Below are 18,893 nucleotides of genomic sequence, written 5' to 3'. Positions count from 1 at the left end.
GCGCCCGGTTTCGGCGCTCTTCCACTTACCGGGCTTCGACGGTGTGGTGCTTCCAGCCTTGAATTTGGGTGATCAGCAGCGCGTGCCTCACCTCTCTTCTTGGCGCTCTCGCCAATTCACTGCCGAGTCCGCCGCTGTGGCATGCTGTCTTGGCGTTGGCGCCAATTCCCTTGCTTCCGACTCGTCGTATGCTGTACTCTTGGCGTTAAAGCCAATCTGTGATGGAAGACGCGCCATGGCCCACAAGTCCAGTCATGATGACGAGCCGGACATACCACGCCGTCGGCAGCTCCTCGATGCATCCGACCTTGGCGAGATGATCCGTTTGCATCGGGAGCGGCTCGGCATCGCGCAGCTCGAACTGGCATCGATGGCGGGCATCGATCCCGGAAATCTCTCGAAGATCGAGCGCGGGAGCCGTCGCTCGCATCTCGATACCTATCTCAAGCTGTGCGGCATTCTCGGCATCGACATTTTCGCCGAGGTGCGTCCATGAGAATGGATGTCTGGATGGAAGGGCGGGACGTACCCGTGGGCCTGCTTGCCCGCTCCGAGGACAAGAGCCTGTCGTTCGTCTATGCCGACGACATCGTTCCTGAGCATCGTATCTCGATGTCGTTGCCGATCACCCCTGAGTCATATGGCGATGCCGATTGCAGGGGCTATTTCGCGAACCTCCTGTTCGAGGGGCCGCAGTTCGAACGGGTCCTCGACGGCTTCGGTCTCGACCGTGGCGACGTCGGTGCGCTCTTGTGGCATCTCGGGGCAGACTGTCCGGGCGCGATCTCAGTCACTCCCGAGGGCACGGGGCCCGGCAAGATGCCGGGAAGGTTTCCCGAGGATTACGAGCGGCTTTCGGACACCCGGCTCAATCAGATCGTCCTGTCTCTGCATCAGCACCGTCGTATGCCAGAGGGCGAACGCAACCCGTCACCCGTCGCGGGCGTCCAGGGCAAGATCGCCTGCCTCATGCTCGAAGGTGCGGTTTGGCTGCCGAAGGACGGCTCCCGCGCGCCAACAACCCATATTCTGAAAGTGTCTCCGAACTTCGATCCCGACATCACGCGCCAGGAGACGGCGCTGCTCCAGATCGCCGCCGAGATCGGGATCGCTGCCGCCGAGACTCAAGATCTTGTCTTCGACGTCGAGGGGATGCACATCAACGCGCTCCTGTCGACGCGCTTCGACCGCGATATCGAGATCGCGGACGGGGCAGGGGCAATTCACCGCCGTCACGCCGAGGACTTCTGCCAGGCGCTCGGTCTGCCGCCAAGCCTCAAATACGAGCGCGACGCCGTGGATCCGCATCGCCGCTTCTCGGCCGCCGCTGTGGATGTCATCGCGGCACAGACGACGGTGCCCGCCCTCGTGAGAAGGGACTTTCTGGCGCAGACGATCTTCAACCTGCTCGTGGGCAACACGGACAACCATGGCAAGAACACGTCGCTTCTCTATCGTGGACGGACGGTCCTGCTGGCACCGCTTTACGATGTGGTGCCGGTGTTCATGGACAGGCGCGTGACACATAAGTTCGCATTCAGGCATGGTGACGCGCGCTTCGCCGAGGACTTCGATGTCGACGCCCTGCGCGGGTTGCTGTCCGATCTCGGTTTCGGCAAGCCGCCCGTCGGGCGGACGATGAAGCAGATCCAGCAGTTCGCGAAGAGGATCGCCGATCTCGCAGCCCGCCGTGCCCCCAAGGACCTCGCTGACGGTCTCCATGCCCAGGCACGCGTGATCGAGGAAGCGCTTGATGTCGACTTCGGCCTTGAAGAACGCGATTACTACGACCGTGTCGTCAGGGATAACCCGTCCGAGACAGCGGGTGGATGGGGCGCATTCAGCTAGCGGATGCCCCAGCCCCCGCGCGTCGGCGTGGAGGCGGACCTTCTCATGGTAACTGTCCAAGCACGCTCGATAGTCGGCTCTGAACGACGTGGAACACATTGATTTTGCGTAGTGATCTTGCTGTTTTGTTGGCATCAGATTGCAAGGTTTCGTAATCTGCACCCAGAAACCCTGCAATTTCCGGTTACCTATGAAGCCCCATTCCCGCGTCCCCGAACAGAATGATCTTCTACGCCCCAGACTGGTGGAGATGATCGATCCTCGCCATGAACTGGTGAAGCTCGCGGCGCTGATCGACTGGGAGTTCTTCGAGCGGGAATGGGCCGGGTTCTTCCCCTCGAAGACAGGCCGTCCGGCGACTTCGCCGCGCCTGATCGCCGGGCTGATGTATCTGCAACACGCCTTCAGGCTGTCGGACGAGGCGGTTGTCGCCCGTTGGGTGGAGAACCCTTACTACCAGTATTTCACCGGCGAGACCTTCTTTCAGCACCGCTTGCCGATCGATCCCTCATCGCTGGTGCGCTGGCGCAAGAGGATCGGTGAAGAAGGAGTGGAATGGCTGCTGACCAAGACGATCGAAGCAGGCCGCAATTCCGGGACCATCACGGACAAGGCCCTGAAGCGGGTGGCGGTCGATACGACCGTGATGGAAAAGAACATCGCCCATCCGACCGATGCCCGGCTTTACGAGCGCGCCCGGGTCCTGCTGGTCGGCCTGGCGAAGAAGGCCGGGATCGATCTGCGCCAGAGCTATGCCCGTCTTGCACCGCGGCTGGCCATCCAGGTCGGGCGTTACGCCCATGCCCGCCAGTTCAAGCGAATGCGCAAGCCGCTGCGTCAACTCAGGGGCTATGTCGGCCGGGTGCGTCGCGATCTTCGCCGTCACCTGCAGGACATCCCGCAAGGCCCCCTGCGGGAGAAGGTTCTGGACGCGCTCTGGCTGGTCGGGCGCCTGCTGGAACAGGGGCCGAAGAGCCGCGACAAGCTCTATTCCCTGCATGAGCCCGAGGTCGACTGCATCTCCAAGGGCAAGGCGCGGGTGCGATACGAGTTCGGCGCCAAGGTCAGCCTCGCCACCACCCTCGACGGCAGCCTCATAGTCGGCGCCCGCAGCTTTCCCGGCAATCCCTATGATGGTCACATCCTGGCACCGGCCCTCGAACAGGTCGAAATCCTGACCGACACGAGGCCCACCCTCGCCGTGGTCGACCGCGGTTATCGCGGGCATGGCGTCGAGACCACCTGCGTCCTGATCAGCGGCCAACGGCGCGGCATCACCCCGGTGCTGGCGAAGCTCCTCAAACGGCGAAGTGCCATCGAGCCCGAGATCGGCCACATGAAATCAGACGGCAGATTGGCCAGATGCCCCCTGATGGGCAGGACCGGCGATGCGCTCTTTGCCGTGCTCTGCGCCTGCGGGCACAACATCTGCAAGATCCTCGCCCATATCAGGGCTCTTTGGGACATCGTCATCCGTCTCATCCTGAGCATCATCGCCGAAAATGATCGGCAAATTCGGATGCCAAACGCGGCATGAAAACGTTGTTCAGACCGGACTAAATACCCTTCTCGGGCATAATTTCCAAAACTTCAAGAAAACGCTGGGTATGGAAGCTGTTTCCTTCGGCTGAACCTTCAAAGATTCGGTAGTTTACAGACTTATAGGAAACGCTCGATACGAATACGTCCTCGGCGGGGTCTTCTTGCCTACCACACGTTCCATCATCAAACTGATTGAACCATGCTGAAGCGTTCGCGGGCGTTGGCCGTGACTTTCCCTGGGCGCAGAGGAAGGCCATATGTACGAGAACTTCAAAACGATAGGTATTGGATTGAAATTCTGGTAGAGTGAGCATAGCGCCGAGGAACACGAGGCAGTGTTCCAACGAAAAATTTTTCATTCCTTTCCGGACAGCGGGATATTCCTTCAGGAATTCGGAAAAAGTCGAGCTCATTGGTGGAAGCTCCAGGTCTTCCAGGTTCAGCTTCCCGTCAATTGATAGTTTCGCCATATTTATACCCGGCGGACCCGACTTCCCCTTCATAAAGTCGGAGATAATTTTGAAAATATCCTTCTCGTCAGCCATAAGTTCCTCTTTTATTCTTCTTTAGTTTATCCGCAGCAGTTTATCCTATTTCGATGCACTCTTGTAAGCCCTTAAGGCGCACCCTTCGGGTCGGGCTGTCGTGAACCGGGCCCGCGCGCGGTCTTGGCCATCCGGCTTCCATCCCTTGCGCTGACGAGGCCAGTCGCAAGCGGCTGACATCGACCCCTTGGTTCGGGGCCTGGTGACCAACCTCCGGTCGAGACCGCAAGTTTTGCGGCGGCGACTTCCTGTCCCCGGCAGATTTAGGAGCATGATAGGCTTGGAGATCGTAAAAAAGGCATTTAACTGCAGGTAGAACGTTTCTGGAAGCATCCCACAGTAACCATGCTTGATATTTCGAACCTTCGGCCTGACCCGGCCGCGCTTCGGACGCCGTTCGAAGGCTTGATCTGTGGCCTCGCGCGACGCTTCCCGCCTGACGAAAGGGCGACGTTCAGCTGGATCGCGGGGTCTGGCGGAGATGGCGGGCTCGAGGCCTATTGGACGACCCCGGCCGGGGATGAAGTTGGCTACCAGGCCAAATTCTACCGTAGTTCGGGAGAAGTCGACTGGAGCAAGATCAATGCCTCCGTATCCGCCGCCCTCACCTCCCATCCAAGGCTCACATGCTACGTGGTCGCGCTTGCCTGCGATCTCACGGACGAGGTCCCTGGACGGCGCGGCAAGTCAGGTCGTGCCCACTGGAAACATCACAAGGCGAAGTGGGAGGCCGACGCGTCGGCACACGATATGTCGGTGGCGTTCGAGCTTTGGGACTTGTCTGAGATCGAGGATCGGCTGACGCAGCCCTGCGCGCGAGGGTTGCGGTCATACTGGCTCGGCGAGCTGGAATTGACCAAGCAGTGGTTCTTCGACGCATTCGGGCGGACCGCGGCCGCTCTCGACGAGCGCTACCAGCCCGACGACCACGTCGAGGTGGCAGCCGAGCAGACATTCGGAGGCCTCCTCCGCGATGAGCGCCTTGACAGGCGTCTTCGCGCAGCGCTTAAAGCGCTTCATACGAACGAGCTGGAAACGCCCCATGAGGCGCCTCGCGAGGTTCTCAGCGCCATTGATCCAGTGCGCGGAGCGATCAATGCGATCCAGACCTTTGACCCGATCATTGTTATTCCGAAAGTTCCGACCATGCCGATGGCCTTGGGGCCGCTTCGAGAATGCTTGGACGCGCTGCAGACGGCCGGTCGCGTGGCCCTCGACGCCATCACTGCGCATTACCCCAAGGTGGGTAACGGGCGGGATCCGAGTATGGACGCAACTCGCCACAGATATGACAAGGCATATGGCGGCCTCCGATCTGTCCTAGATGAGGCTCAAGAGGTCGAGGCGCTCCTCTCTTCGAGCGCCGTCCGTGCGGACGCGGCGCGCTTCGTCCTTGTGACGGGACGGGCGGGGACGGGAAAGTCGCACATCCTGGCCGCGGAGGTGGACCGACTGACCAAGGGTGGTGCGCCGGCGATCATGTTGCTGGGAACGTGGTTCTCGGATGGTTCCCTTGTGGGACAGATCCCCAATGCGCTTGGCCTCGATGCGACATGGGACGCGTTCCTTGATGCGATGAACGCCGCGGCAGAGGCCGTGGGCGCGCGAGGCCTCGTCGCGATCGACGCGATCAATGAAGGGGGCGGGCGCCGCTGGCGAGACGAACTCGGCGCACTGGCGCTCGACGTCACGCGGCGTCCCTGGCTCGCCTTCGCGGTCTCGTGCCGGACGGAGTATGAGCCGTACCTAATCACGGATGGGGCAAGGGAACGTGCGGCCCACCTCTTCATCGAGGGGTTCGCAACCGAGGAGGAGCAAGAGCGCGCCGCGCAGGTTTACCTTGACGGCCGGGGCATACTCCGACCAGCGACCCCATGGCTGCCCCCCGAGTTCGTCAACCCCCTTTTCCTGCGAACCACCGCGAATGCGCTGCAGGAGGCGGGTCGGAGCGAGTATCCGACTGGCCTACACGGCACAAAAGAAGTACTGCGCTTCTACCTCGACGTCGCGGGCCGTCATCTGGGGACGGAGCAAGATGGCTCTCATGTGTTGGTTCGCCCGACTGCCCGCGCGGTCACTTCCATCGCCAAGGAAATGGCGAAAACGCGCCAGGATCACCTACTCCTAAGTGAGGCTCGGCGCCTCGCCGATGCAGCATTCGCCTCTCACCAAGCTCCTATGGGCATGTCTTGGTTCGACGTGCTGCACCGCCGCGGCATCCTGCGCCTCGATCCGCCGGCGCAGGTCGATGAGACGGATCCGCTCGACGTGCTGGAGGATGTCGTCCGGTTCGCTTTCCAGCGCTTCGGGGACCACCTCGTTGCGGAGGCGCTTCTTGACCAGGTGACCCCTTCTGCGTCCGCGTTTGAGGAGGGAGGCGCGCTGGCCTTCCTGATCGAACGGCATAGGGATCACGCATGGTTGTCCTGGGAGTGGTCCGGCGTGTTCCAAGCGCTCTGGATCGCACATGCCGAGCGGAACGGCGGCGAGTTGGTCGACACGCTACCAAAGAAGATCGAAGGTCTTCGTGTAGATGAGTTCATCGAGACCATCTATTGGCGTTCCTCTGAGGCCTTCACCGACCGTACGCTCGATCTCTTCAACCGCTGGGTGGTCCAGGATGAGGATTACATGCCGGCTAGGCACCTCCAGGTGCTTCTGCGTCTCAGCCTCCGCGATCATGTTTGGAACGTAGAGTTTCTTGATCGGAATCTGCGCGACCGCCCAATGCCCGAGCGCGACGCGTTTTGGACCCTGCCTCTCGCCCAACTCGGTCGATACGGCGTCGAGCATAGTGAGGCGCACCGGCTCGCGCACTGGTGCAACGGGCCGGCGGTCGAGCGTGCGAGCGACGACGTGCTTGCACGGGCACTCATCCTGCTCGGCTGGTTTTTCACCGCGACCGACCGGGTGTTGCGGGACATGGCGACCAAGGGCGCGACCCACATTCTTCTAAGTCGTCCTGCCCTGCTGCCTGCTTTCATCCGGCGTTTCGCGGGGACGGACGATCCTTATGTCCTAGAGCGCGTCGCCGCAGCCAGCGCCGGTGCGTGTCTGCGCGACCCAACTTCGGAACGTCTCACTACCGCAGGCGAGGCGATCTACGATGCGTTCTTCAAGGATTCGCCGCCAGTTCATATGCTAACGCGCGATTATGCCCGCCTGATCGTCGAACTCGCTCACGACCGGACGGACCTTCACAGCAAGATCGAGATTGAGCGCTGTCGCCCACCGTACGGGGCCGAAGCGCCAAGTTGGCCTGCGAGTAAGGAGGAAGTCGAGGCGCGGGTTGAGACGGTCGGGGCCAAAGCAATCCTGTCGTCCTGTGCCGGATGGGGCGGGGACTTTGGGCGCTATGTGATCAAGGGACGGGTGGAGGAGTTCTCAACCATTCCGCTAGAAGCTGCTCCGCCCTTGGTGCCAGCCGAAGCAGGCTGGTCGGAGCGCTATGATCTAAAGCGCCGATCGCTTCAGAATACCGAACGGGCATGCCTTTGGGTCGCCGACCGCGCTCGCTCGCTAGGCTGGACTTCGGATCTCTTCCCCAAGGACGCCACGATCTCCGAGGATCGTCACCGCGGCGGACGCATCGAGCGGATTGGCAAGAAGTATCAGTGGATTGCCCTGCACGAGTTGCTTGCGCGCCTAGCAGACAACTTCTGGATCATCGATGAGTACCGAAGCCCGACCTTCCACCGCTACGACACGCCGAACGACGTACCCTACGTTCGGGACATTGAGGTCTCGATGCCGCCGCTGGATGAGCGAAGCTTGCCTCCGGCGGCCGAGATTTCCGTGGCGCCTCTAGAGGTGCATGTGGTGCCCGAAGACGCTTGGGCCGACTGGGCATTCGACGATGTTTTTCCGATTACTCGCATGCATCAAGGGTCTCTGACAGGCGTAGGTTCCGACGATTGGTGCATCCTTTACCGCTATGACTCTGCACGCACCTCTTGGCCTGAAGGGCAGTGGGCTAAGCTCGGCATCCAGACCCGGCAAGAGGAATTTTGGTTCCAGATGATGATCGGCCTGCCTACGGGACAGGCCGCCGCGGCGACAACAGCATGGAAGCGACGGAAAATCGACTTCCACGATTGGCTGCCTGAGAACAGAACGGATCGTGGCTACATCTACGAGCTTGATCGGCGGGGTACATGGGACGATGGGCGGCAGGGGCCGGAACGGGGCCGTTCCGATGGTCCCGATGCGTTCCGGCAGTTCACTGTAGGATACCACTGGGAGAGCCACCTCGACAGAAGCATGCCCACTGGCCTCGAGTTTCAGGTCCCGTCCGCTTGGCTCGTCAGGGCGCTGCAGCTCAATCCAAACCCCTCTCGACCAGGCGTATTCGAGAATAGCGATGGCCGAGCTGTGATCGTCTGTGGGTGTGGCGGAGACAGCATCCTCTGCGCCGTTCGCCGCGAAGAGATCGACACCCTTCTCGCGAGCGAGGGACTCGACCCAATGTGGATCGGGATCGGCGAGCGCAGCACATATCCGCGTGAGGGAAGCGGGGCTAGGTTTCACCGGCGACGGTGGAACGGCATTCTCCTACCGTCGCAGTTAAGTGCTCCCGTCTCGTTCTGGGTGGAGGACCATAGCCATTCAGATTAGCGCCCACAAACGCTGGGGGTCGCCCGTTTTGGACCCTTGAAGGCCGCCTCGCGCTCGGCGCTGACATAGCCCTTGTCCGCCCAGACCGAGGTTTCCTCGCCGTGCAGCAACTCGTCCCAGACCTGACTGTCGTGCAACCTGGCCGTCGAGGTCTCAAGGCTGTGGGTCACGCCGCTGTCCACATCCACGCCGATGTGGGCTTTCATGCCGAAATACCAATCGTTGCCCTTCTTGGTGGACGACATCTCGGGGTCGCGCGCCCTGGCCTTGTTCTTGGTGGAGGATGGCGCGTCGATGATCGTCGCATCGACCAACGTGCCCGAGCGCAGCGTGATGCCCTTGTCGGCCAAATGCGCGTTCACGTCGGCGAAGATCGCCTCCGTCAGCCCGTGCCGCTCCAGAAAGTGGCGAAAGTTGAGGATCGTGGTCTCGTCCGGGATGCGGTCATCCCCCAGCTCGATCCCGGCGAAGCGGCGCATCGCCTCGCTGTCATACAGCGTCTCTTCGGCCATCGGGTCGCTCAGCGCATACCAGTTCTGAAGGAAATACACCCGCAGCATCGTCTCCAGCGGCATCGGCGGGCGCCCGCCCTGCGGTCCGGCTTTCGGATAGTGCGGCTCGATCAACCCGATCAGCCGCCCCCAGGGCACGACCGCGTCCATCTCCGCCAGGAACAGTTCCCGCCGCGTCACCTTCTTCTTCATCGCATCGCGCAAGCCGGGAAGGGCAGGCTGTTTCGGCATCGCCGGGCTCCTTGTCACATCCCGGAAATTCTATCAGATCACGCCGAAATGAGCAGGTTTTCAGACCTTCCTTAAACTGAACTTGGCGGATCGTGAAGACAGCCGTACCGTCCGGCTGGACAATGGCTCGCTCATCATGCGCGTCGCCCGTGAATTCTATGCTCAGCGGCGGTAGGGTGGCGATCATGCGATCACCAAACTGGGAGAACTCGTTTCTGGCCAAGCCGTGAGGAAGATCGATGTATACCCGCCTGTCATCGACCAGGAAGGCTTCGGGTGAAAGCAGTATCCATTTGTTGATGTGGGAGAAGTAGATCTCCAATTTAAGGCGCGCATGGTTCATCTCCGCATACGCGATCAATTTCGCGAGGTATGCGCGTTTGAGATAGAAGCGCGACCGGAGATCCTTCATGTGAAAATTCTTCACCTCGATGAGGAGCAGCTGTCCCTCTTTGGTGACCACGCGGTAGTCAGGAATCTCAAAGTCATCGGTGCTGGCAAAGACGGCCCCGCCATCCTCCTGCTTGACGTATTTACATCCACCAATAGCGCCGAGAACATGGGCGAACATCGCCTCCACCCGTTTTCCATGCAGGACGTTCGGGTTCTGAAGGGTTGCTTTCAGCGCGGTGCCGATGCGTTTCTGGAAATCCTCGAGGTCATCGTCAATACCTATCCTGTAGCCCTGCTGCCGGGACATTGCACTGAAAAGCTCCAGCGCGTCGAATTTCTCTGGCGCTCTCGGTAAACGCTTCATGGGCAAGGCTTCACCCTTACATGAAATTTCGGAAATCGTAGACATCATCAACCATGATGGGATTTTGCCGAATGATGTTCAACATACTGATCAGCATCGCGAATGCAATCAGCGGGAACCGGCAGGAAGCGGCGCGCCAGACAACCGGAAAGATCCCGTTGCTAATAGGATTCGCAGCTCATCGTGTCCATGAAGCGGGTGCAGTGGGTTTCGGTGGTGCGGTGCTTGAACTGCTCGGCGCGCCGCTCCTCGCGCACCTGTTCGCGGGTGGTGGTGTTCTGCGCGTGGCGACGGTCCATCTCTTCGCGGATGCAGTGGGTGAACTCCGGGCTGCCGGGTTTCAGGCCGTAGACCCGGCAGGCGGCGGCGAAATAGCTGGCCTGATCCCTGGGCGAGGTGGTGGCGAACCACTCCTCGCTCCCGGCGGGGGCATCGCTGCGCGGCGGGCCGCCACAGGCGGCCAGCAGCACAAGCCACAGAAGCAGGTGGGGTTTCTTCACATCCGGTCTCCGACGACTCCGCATCCCCGTGAGCTTGACCGGCATTCGTGGCGAAACCCTTAACGCGGCTCAGGCGGCCAGCGCCGGTTGCGGCGCGGCGATGCGGCCCTCGTAGCGCGCATAGGCCAGGTCGGCGGCCTCGATCTCGGTCCGCCGCCCGGAGACGATATCCGCGATCAGCCGCCCCGACCCCGCCGACATGGTCCAGCCCAGCGTGCCGTGCCCGGTGTTCAGGAACAGGTTCGGCAGCCGCGTGGCGCCAATGATCGGCGTGCCATCGGGCGTCATCGGGCGCAGGCCGCACCAGAACAGCGCCTCGGCCGGGTCGCAGGCGCCCGCGAACAGATCGGTCAGCGATTTGTCCAGCGTGGCGCGGCGGCGCGCATCCAGGCTCATGTCGAAACCGTTGATTTCCGCCAGACCGCCGACGCGGATCCGATCGCCCAGCCGGGTGATCGCGACCTTATAGGTTTCATCCATCACGGTCGACACCGGCGCGCGGTCATAGTCGCGGATCGGCACGGTCAGCGAATAGCCCTTCAGCGGGTAGATCGGCAGTTTCAGCCCCAGCGGCCGCACGAGGAACGGCGAGTAGCTGCCCAGGCACAGCACGAAGGCATCCGCCGTCACCGGGCCGGAGCTGGTCCGCACCGAGGTGATCCGGTCGCCGTCGCATTCCAGCGCCTCGATCGTGGTGTTCCAGCGGAAGGAAACCCCCTTCGCCGCGGCCATGTCACTGAGCGCATTGGTGAATTTGAAGCAATCGCCGGTCTCGTCGCCCGGCAGGCGCAGCCCGCCCGCGATCTGCGATTTGAACTGTTTCAGCCCCGGCTCAACGGCGACACAGGCATCGGCGTCCATCACCTCGAAGGGCACGCCATCGGCCTTGAGCACGGCGATGTCCTTTGCCGCCGACTCGACCTGATGCGGGTCGCGGAACACCTGCAACGTGCCAAGGGTGCGTTCGTCGTAATGGATGCCGGTTTCCTCCCGCAGCGCCTTCAGGCAGTCGCGCGAATATTCCGCCACCCGCACCATCCGGCTCTTGTTCACCGCATAGGCGGCGGCGGTGCAGTTCATCAGCATCTGCCCGAGCCAGCCGAGCTTATGCGCATCGGGCCGCAGGTTGATGACCAGCGGCGCATGACGCATGAACATCCATTTCATCGCCTTGACTGGAATCCCCGGTGCGGCCCAGGGCGCGGAATAGCCGGGGCTGATCTCCCCCGCATTGCCGAAGGAGGTTTCGAGCGCCGGGCCCGGTTCGCGGTCGATCACCGTGACCTCATGCCCCTGCTCAGCCAGATACCAGGCGGAGGTCACACCCACCACGCCCGCGCCCAGAACGACAACTTTCATGCCCGAACTCCCCTGCCGGATCCTTTGCCGGACAGGATACAGGAACGGGGCGGGAGGTTCTGGCGAAGATGCCCGCCGAACCGGCCTGCGGCGGGAGAATTCACCGGCATATGGCGTAATGCCGGTGAAAGATTGCGCTGCATCCGCAAAGGGCCGGAGAATCCCCTATAGCGCGCGCAGCACCGCCTCGGTTTCGCTCAGCAGCCGGTCCGCATCGGCTTCGGAAAACACCAGCGGCGGGCGGATCTTCAGCACATTGGCGTTCGGCCCGGTGGCCGAGATCAGCACCCGGCGCGCGCGCAGATCGTTGACGATCCGGCCCGCCGCCGCCGCATCCGGGGCACCGTCGCGGATCATCTCGACGCCGAGATACAGCCCCGCGCCGCGCACGTCGCCGATCGCCTCGAACCGGGCGGCGAGGCTGCGCAGGCCCTCGGTCAGCAGGGCGCCGATGCGGGTCACGTTGTCCTGCACCCCCTCGTCGCGGATCGTGTCGAGCGTGGCCTGCGCCGCCGCCATCGCCACGCCATTGCCGCCAAAGGTGTTGAAATAGCGGGTGTCACGGCCGAATTCGGCGATCACCTCCGGGATGATGGCGATGCCCGCGACCGGATAGCCATTGCCCATCGGCTTGCCCATCGTCACGATGTCGGGGTCGATGCCGTGGCGCTGAAATCCCCAGAACCGCTCGCCCGACCGCGCGAAGCCCGATTGCACCTCATCGGCGACGAACAGGCCGCCCGCCGCGCGCACGGCCTCCGCCACCGGCTTCAGCACCTCCGGCGTGGCAAAGATCCCGTCCGAGGAGAACAGCGAATCCGCGATGAAGGCCGCCAGCCCGTCGCCGTGGCGTCGCAATTCCCAGGCCCGTTCCGTCACCGCTTCGGCCATCCGTTGGCCGAGGGTCGCCGGATCGCCGTGGTAGCTGTCGGGCGCGGGAACCCGGCGGACCCAGGTGCCGAGCGGGGATTGATCGCCGAGCGAGGGCGAGAAACTGGCCGTCAGGTCCGAATTGCCGTGATACGCCTCGGCAGTGCAGATGATGCCGTGCCGCCCGGTGACATGTTTCGCGATCCGCATCGCGAGGTCGTTCGCCTCCGACCCGGTGCAGGTGAACATCATATGCCCCGCCGCCGCGATCCGCCCGCCGAAACTGGGCAGCAGGCTTTCGGCGTAGTCCAAAATCCCGTCCTGAATGTAGCGGGTATGGGTGCACAGCGTCTGCATCTGCCGGGTCACCGCCTCGACCACGCGCGGGTGGCAATGGCCGAGCGGCACGACATTGTTGTAGGCGTCCAGATAATCGTTGCCGTCGCGGTCATAGAGCTTCGTGCCCTGGCCCCGGCTGACCTGCACCGGATCCTGATAGAACAGCCGGTAGGCCGGGCCGAGCAGCCGCGCCCGGCGGGCGATGGCATCGCGCGTCGCGGGGGGCAGGGAGGAAAGGCTGTCGGGGTTGAAGGCATTCACCATCTTGCCGCGGGGAGTGGACATGTCGGGCCCTTTCAGAGGAGAAGTTCGGAAACTGCGGCCGGATCGCGCGCAAGGAACCAGTCGAGCTGTGCCCAGCCCTGTTCGGTATTGCGCAAGATATAGGCCGCGTTATCGGGGAAGCTGGCCGCGCGCCACAGCGACAGCAGCGCGCGGGTGACGATCCGCCCCATGACCAGATGCGGGATCAGGGACAATTCCTCGCGCGACAGCCGGGCGATCTCCTGATACCCGGTCAGAACGTCGCGCGCTTCGGCGAACAGGTCGTTTACCGGCCGCGCCGCCGCATCGCGGGGAAGCTGGTTGAGCAGCGCGGTCGAGACATCCACCGCGATCGCGGTTTCCACCACATCGCCGAAGTCGATGATCCCCGTCACCCCGCCGGGCCGGGCCACCAGCAGGTTCGAGCGGCTGAAGTCATTGTGCAGGATCTGCCGGGGCAGGGCGTCGATCCGGGGCATCAGTTCGGCAAAGCGCAATATCCCCTCGGCCAGCGCGGTCTTGTGCCGGGGCGGGACATAGTTGAGCAGCGGCACGAGGGAGGGCAGGTGGCGCACATCCCAGACCAGCGTCCGGCACGCCTCCGGATGCCGGAAATCGGCCAGCGCATGGCGCAGCCGCGCCAGAAGCCGGCCGATCTGGCGCCGCTCCTCCGGCAGGGGGGTGACGGTATCCATCACCGCGCCGGGCAGAAAGGTCATCAGCCGCGCGCGCCGGTTCCCGGCGACGACGGGCAGGTAATCGCCCGCCAGATCGGGCAAAACGCGCGGTACCGGCAGGTCCGGCGCCCGCGCCTGTAGGTGCCGGAGCGCCGAGACCTGAAGATCCAGTTCGCCGACCCCCTCACCGGGATTGGCGATCTTCAGGATGAACCGGCCCTCGGGCGTATCCAGCCGGAAGGTGTCGTCCTTCTCGGTGTCCAGCCGGTGCAGCCGCCCGTCAAGGCCATAGCACGCCCGCGCGATCGCCGCGGCCTCGCCGGTGCCGATCCGGTCGAACGGCGTGGACAGCGCGCCGAGGTCCACCGTCACGCGCCAAGCGTGCAGTAAAGCCCGGCGATCAGCCGTGCCCGGGGCGCGAGGCTGGACGCCTGAATATGCTCGCCCAGCGTATGCAGCCCGTCCCCCACCACACCGAGCGAACACAGCGACGCCACCCGCAGCGCGCCCGAGAAATTGGCATCCGACCCGCCGCCCTGCGAGGCATAGGGCAGCGCCATCCCCATTTCCGCCGCCAGTGCCCGCGCGGTTTCATAAAGCGCCATCGTCTCCGGCAGGCCGTTTTCCCAGACCGGGCGGGTGACCGTCTGCGTCACGGTGAAGGTCACGCCGTTTCGCGTGCCCGCCAGCGCCAGCATCCGCGCGACGCCCTGATCCAGATCCGCCTGCTCCTTCGCCATCGACAGCACCTGCGCGCGGGCGAAACTCGGCACGCAGTTCACCCATTGCCCCGAGGTCACGTCATTGACCGAAAAGGTGCAGTCCGAGGTCGTCATCCCCTCGATCTCGATGATCCGGTGGGCCAGTTCGCGCACCGCCGAGGTGCCCTGCTCCAGATGCGCGCCCGCGTGGCTCGGCACGCCCGCACAGGTGATCTCGAACCGCGCGATGGCATAGCGCCCGGTCGTCACGCCATTGTCGGGGCCGGCGGGTTCGGGACAAAGGAAATAGCGGTTGGCCAGCGCCTCCGCCTCGATCAGGGCGCGGGTGGCGGGGAAGCCGATTTCCTCGTCCGGGGTGAACAGGAAGGTCACCGGCAGCGGCGTCTTCAGCCCGGCGCGGGTGATCTGACGCATCGCCTCCAGCGCGATGTAATTGCCGGATTTCATGTCCTGAATCCCGGGGCCGAAAACCTTGTCGCCCTCGATCCGGAACGGGTTCTTCGCCAGCGTTCCAACGGGATGCACCGTGTCGAAATGGCCCGAAACCAGAATGCCGGGCCTGCCCTGATCGGGATGCGGCATCCGCGCCCGGACCGAGGGGCCGCAGCCCATCCGCCCGGGGATGATTTCCACGCTGGCCCCCATCGCGGCACAGTCGAAGGCCACGAGGTCCATCATCCGCGCAACCGCCGCCGCGTCATAGGTCGGGCTTTCGCATTCGACCCAGGGCCGCAGCCCGGCGATCATCGCATCGGTGTCGAAGGGCAGATCGGGCAGGGTCATCACGCCGCCCCCCGCACTTCGACCAGCCGGGCATAAAGGCTGGCGCCGACCGGCAGGATCGCATCGTCGAAGATGAACCCGGGGTTGTGAAGCTGTGCCACGCCGGGGTGGCCGAGGGTGCAATAGGCACCGGGAACGATCCTGAGCATGTCCGCGAAATCCTCCGATCCCATCTGTAGGGTTGTTTTCTCGACAGCACCGCCGATTTCGGCGGCGCAGGACAGCATGTCCGCCGCGCGCTCCGGATCGTTCAGCAGGACGTCGAAGACGTTCCAGATCCGGATCTCGATCTCGCATTCCTGCGCGGTGGCGATCCCGGCGCAGATCTGCCGCATCCGGTCTGCGATCAGCTCCCCGGTCGCGGTGTCGAAATAGCGGATCGTGCCCGACAGCCGCGCGACATCCGGGATGACGTTATAGGCCGAGCCCGCGTTGAATTTCGTGACCGAGAAGCACGGCGGCCTCGGTCGGGGGCACGTTGCGCGCGACGATCCCCTGCAACGCCTGCACCAGCGTCGCGCCGATGAGCACCGGGTCGCGGCTGAACTGTGGGTTGGCGCCGTGGCTGCCCCGGCCCTTGATCTCGATGTCGAAGAAATCCGCCCCCGCCATCGCCGGGCCGGGCTTGACGCCGATGGTGCCGAAATCCTGCCCCGGCCAGTTGTGCATGCCGTAGATCTCATCGCAGGGGAATTGCGCGAACAGCCCGTCGCGGATCATCGCGCGCGCGCCGCCCAGCCCCTCTTCCGCCGGTTGAAAGATGAACACCGCGCGGCCCGCGAAATCCCGCGTTTCGGCCAGGTAGCGCGCCGCGCCAAGCAGCATCGTCGTGTGCCCGTCATGGCCGCAGCCGTGGAACACCCCCGGCGTTTTCGACGCATAGGGCAGGTTCGTCATTTCCTCCATTGGCAGGGCATCCATATCGGCGCGCAGCCCGATGGTGCGGCCGGGGCGGGCCCCCTCCAGCACGCCCACCACCCCGGTACCGCCAAGGCCCCGCGTCACCGCGATGCCCCAGCCCTCCAGCAGCTCCGCGACGCGGGCCGAGGTGCGATGCTCCTGAAAACCCAGTTCGGGGTGTTCGTGAAAATCATGGCGGATCGCCGTAAGATCATTGGCGAAGGCCGTAATGCGGTCGATCGGGGGCAAGGGCGTCTCCTTCTGAACGTCGGGCTGAACGTCGGGACGGTTCCGACAGTGAAAACCACATTGCCGATTGTCGTCAATAGGCAATGCCAGAGATTTGCCGGGCAACCCGGCGGGTCACGCCTCGCGATGGGCCAGCCATTCGGTCAGCCGGTGGCCCTCGGTTTCGTCATGTTGCCAGGCGGCGCGGGCGGCGGCCTCCGGATCGCGGGCGCGCAGCGCGGCGATCAGCGGTTCGTGCTGGGCAAGGATGTCCTCCGGGCCGGTGGCGACATGCCGGTTCGAGGTGGCGATGAACAGCCGCACCTGTTGTTCGACGATGCGGTATTGCGCCGCCAGCCGCCCATGCCCCGCAGCCTCGACGATCGCCCGGTGCAGGGCGAAATCCGCATCGCTCATCGCCTGAACCCCGCCCGAAGCGCAGGCGTCCAGAAGATCCTGACAGGCGCGGTCGAGCGCGATCCGCACCTCCGGCTCCTCCCGCGCCGCCGCCAGCCGGGAGGCAAGGCTTTCCAGGCTGCCGCGCAGGGTCCAGATCTCCCACACGTCCTGCGGCGTCAGGCTGGCCACCTGCCAGCCGGTATAGGGGATTTGCAGGATGATCCCCTCCGCCGCCAGCCGGTGCAGCGCGGTGCGCAGCGTCGCCCGCGCCACGCCCAGTTGTTCAGAAAGCGCGATTTCCGTCAGCCGCCCGCCCGGCGCGACCTCTCCCGACAGGATGTAGTCCCGCAGCGCATCGGTGACGAGGGTCTCGGTCGATTGCCGGGCTACGGGGCGGAGCTTGTCGAGCAACATCAGGGTTCGGCGATGGGGGTGGGGGGCTGGCGCGCCTCGATCGCCTCGGCGGCGGCGAGGGCGATGTCCTCGCGGAACCGCCCGGCGACGATCTGCACCGCGACCGGAACACCCTCGGGCGTCAGGCCGGTGTTCAGGATCAGGCTGGGCAGGCCGGTGACCGGCAGCCCGATCATCGACGCCTGCGCCGCCCAGACCCGGGCGTATTCCCGCAGGTCGAGGTCATCGGCAAAGGGCAGTTCGGTCCCGGGCGGCAGCAGCACGACCGGATAGCGTTCCATGAACAGCCCCCATTCCCGTGCGATCCCCAACCGGCGCGACAGCGCGGCCGAGAACTCCGGCATCCCGAGCGACAGAGCGAACTCCCGCTGCCCGGCCAGCGCGGCGATGGCGCCCGGGTCGCCCTCGCGCTCCGCCGCCGCGACCTGACCGGCGTAATCGTCGCCGAACCACAGGGTGAGCTGCACGCCCACCGCCTCGCGGATCGGGGGCAGGGCGTCCAGTTCGTCCACCTGCCAGCCCGCATCGCGCAGCCGCTCCGACGCCGCGCGCAGGGCATCGGCGAGTTCGGGCGCGGGCTCCATCCCATCGGGCGCCACGCACACCGCCGCCCGGCGCGGCAGCGCGGGCCCGCTCAGCGGCACCGGCATCCACCAGGAATCGCGCGGATCGGGCCGGGCCATCGCCGTCAGCGCCAGCCGCAGGTCATCCACCGTCCGCGCAAGCGGCCCCGACACCGCCATGACCTGCCCGCCGATGGTGCGGTCCTTGCCGCTGGCATTATAGGCCGCCACCCGCCCGAGCGTCGGCCGCAGCCCGTGGATGCCGCAGGCATAGGCCGGATAGCGGATCGACCCGGCAATATCCGTGCCATGGCCGATCGCACCGATCCCCGCCGCCGTCGCCGCCCCCGCGCCGCCGGACGATCCCCCGGGCGTCAGGTCGCGCCGCCGCGGGTTCCGCGTCGCGCCATGCAGCAGGTTGTTGCAAAACCACCGGTAGCTGAAGGCGGGGGTATTGGTCCGCCCAAGGCTCACGGCGCCCGCGGACAGCAGGCTCTCCACCACCGGGTTGTTGCTCTGCGCGATCAGATCCTTTTGCGATTTCAGGCCGTTGGTGGTGGCGTAGCCCTTCTGGTCCACGTTGACCTTGATCGTCACCGGCACGCCCGCCAAAGGCCCCGGGTCGCGCCCCTCGGCCAGCGCCTTGTCCACGGCGGCGGCGGCGGCCAGCGTTTCCTCGGGCCGGCATTCGACCACGGCGTTGATCTTCGGGTTCACGGCATCAAGCCGCGCCAGCCCGGCCTTGGCGACTTCGGTCGCCGATACGGTGCCCGCGCGGACCATGGCGGCGATGCGGGTGGCGGGCAGGGCCCAAAGCTCGGTCATC

General features: G+C 64.4%; 15 protein-coding genes and 1 pseudogene. 5 read left to right on the top strand and 11 right to left on the bottom strand.

Translation table 11 applies throughout. The annotated features are described in order from the left end of the window. Positions 1–235: 235 nt before the first annotated feature. From QM789_RS08525 to QM789_RS08515, 3 genes are all read left to right on the top strand, one after another. A complete protein-coding gene (locus tag QM789_RS08525; protein ID WP_420351481.1) occupies positions 236–496 on the top strand; it encodes a helix-turn-helix domain-containing protein in 261 nt (86 codons plus the stop codon). Next, the gene (locus QM789_RS08520) at positions 493–1,848 is read left to right on the top strand and encodes a HipA domain-containing protein (RefSeq protein WP_420351480.1); all 1,356 of its coding nucleotides are present in this window, start codon (positions 493–495) and stop codon (positions 1,846–1,848) included. Before QM789_RS08525 ends, QM789_RS08520 begins: the two co-directional genes overlap by 4 nt. A 190-nt stretch (positions 1,849–2,038) precedes the next feature. Further along, positions 2,039–3,385, top strand: a complete 1,347-nt coding sequence (locus tag QM789_RS08515) for an IS5 family transposase (protein WP_420351479.1) — start codon at positions 2,039–2,041, stop codon at positions 3,383–3,385. A 19-nt stretch (positions 3,386–3,404) separates the two neighbouring features. Here QM789_RS08515 and QM789_RS08510 read toward each other — a convergent pair whose 3' ends face one another. After that, a complete protein-coding gene (locus QM789_RS08510) occupies positions 3,405–3,935 on the bottom strand; it encodes a hypothetical protein (protein ID WP_420351478.1) in 531 nt (176 codons plus the stop codon). 345 nt (positions 3,936–4,280) lie between these two features. Between QM789_RS08510 and QM789_RS08505 the strand changes: the two genes are divergently transcribed. Beyond that, positions 4,281–8,549: a hypothetical protein gene (locus QM789_RS08505; protein WP_420351477.1), complete on the top strand. Its 4,269-nt coding sequence runs from the start codon at positions 4,281–4,283 to the stop codon at positions 8,547–8,549. Between the two features lie 50 nt (positions 8,550–8,599). Here QM789_RS08505 and QM789_RS08500 read toward each other — a convergent pair. Next, a pseudogene (locus QM789_RS08500) lies at positions 8,600–9,292 on the bottom strand (IS5 family transposase); the annotation flags it as partial. Between the two features lie 412 nt (positions 9,293–9,704). Between QM789_RS08500 and QM789_RS08495 the strand changes: the two are divergent. After that, a complete protein-coding gene (locus tag QM789_RS08495; protein WP_420351476.1) occupies positions 9,705–10,040 on the top strand; it encodes a hypothetical protein in 336 nt (111 codons plus the stop codon). A 170-nt stretch (positions 10,041–10,210) separates the two neighbouring features. On the opposite strand, the gene QM789_RS08490 is transcribed toward QM789_RS08495, so the two are convergent. The 9 genes from QM789_RS08490 to QM789_RS08450 form a co-directional block, all read right to left on the bottom strand. Further along, positions 10,211–10,549, bottom strand: a complete 339-nt coding sequence (locus QM789_RS08490) for a hypothetical protein (RefSeq protein WP_420351475.1) — start codon at positions 10,547–10,549, stop codon at positions 10,211–10,213. Positions 10,550–10,618: 69 nt separating this feature from the next. Continuing rightward, positions 10,619–11,929 (bottom strand): D-amino acid dehydrogenase, encoded by a 1,311-nt coding sequence (locus tag QM789_RS08485; RefSeq protein ID WP_420351505.1) that lies wholly within the window; start codon positions 11,927–11,929, stop codon positions 10,619–10,621. Positions 11,930–12,073: 144 nt separating this feature from the next. Continuing rightward, complete coding sequence (locus QM789_RS08480) at positions 12,074–13,402, bottom strand: aspartate aminotransferase family protein (RefSeq protein ID WP_420351474.1); 1,329 nt, start codon at positions 13,400–13,402, stop codon at positions 12,074–12,076. Between the two features lie 11 nt (positions 13,403–13,413). Then, entirely contained in the window at positions 13,414–14,430 is a 1,017-nt protein-coding gene (locus QM789_RS08475) for a phosphotransferase (RefSeq protein ID WP_420351473.1), read from the bottom strand. Then, complete coding sequence (locus QM789_RS08470; protein WP_420351472.1) at positions 14,427–15,563, bottom strand: M20/M25/M40 family metallo-hydrolase; 1,137 nt, start codon at positions 15,561–15,563, stop codon at positions 14,427–14,429. Before QM789_RS08470 ends, QM789_RS08475 begins: the two co-directional genes overlap by 4 nt. Beyond that, a complete protein-coding gene (locus QM789_RS08465; protein WP_420351504.1) occupies positions 15,563–15,943 on the bottom strand; it encodes a M20/M25/M40 family metallo-hydrolase in 381 nt (126 codons plus the stop codon). The genes QM789_RS08470 and QM789_RS08465 overlap by 1 nt, the downstream gene beginning before the upstream one ends. A gap of 34 nt (positions 15,944–15,977) precedes the next feature. Then, positions 15,978–16,712, bottom strand: a complete 735-nt coding sequence (locus QM789_RS08460) for an amidohydrolase (RefSeq protein ID WP_420351471.1) — start codon at positions 16,710–16,712, stop codon at positions 15,978–15,980. 114 nt (positions 16,713–16,826) lie between these two features. Beyond that, the gene (locus QM789_RS08455) at positions 16,827–17,504 is read right to left on the bottom strand and encodes a GntR family transcriptional regulator (RefSeq protein WP_420351470.1); all 678 of its coding nucleotides are present in this window, start codon (positions 17,502–17,504) and stop codon (positions 16,827–16,829) included. Beyond that, positions 17,504–18,892: an amidase family protein gene (locus QM789_RS08450; RefSeq protein WP_420351469.1), complete on the bottom strand. Its 1,389-nt coding sequence runs from the start codon at positions 18,890–18,892 to the stop codon at positions 17,504–17,506. Before QM789_RS08450 ends, QM789_RS08455 begins: the two co-directional genes overlap by 1 nt. Position 18,893 lies beyond the last annotated feature (1 nt).

The sequence above is a fragment of the Paenirhodobacter sp. genome, from assembly GCF_047600745.1.
Lineage (GTDB): Bacteria > Pseudomonadota > Alphaproteobacteria > Rhodobacterales > Rhodobacteraceae > Rhodobacter.
This window is presented reverse-complemented; position numbering and strand designations above follow the sequence as displayed.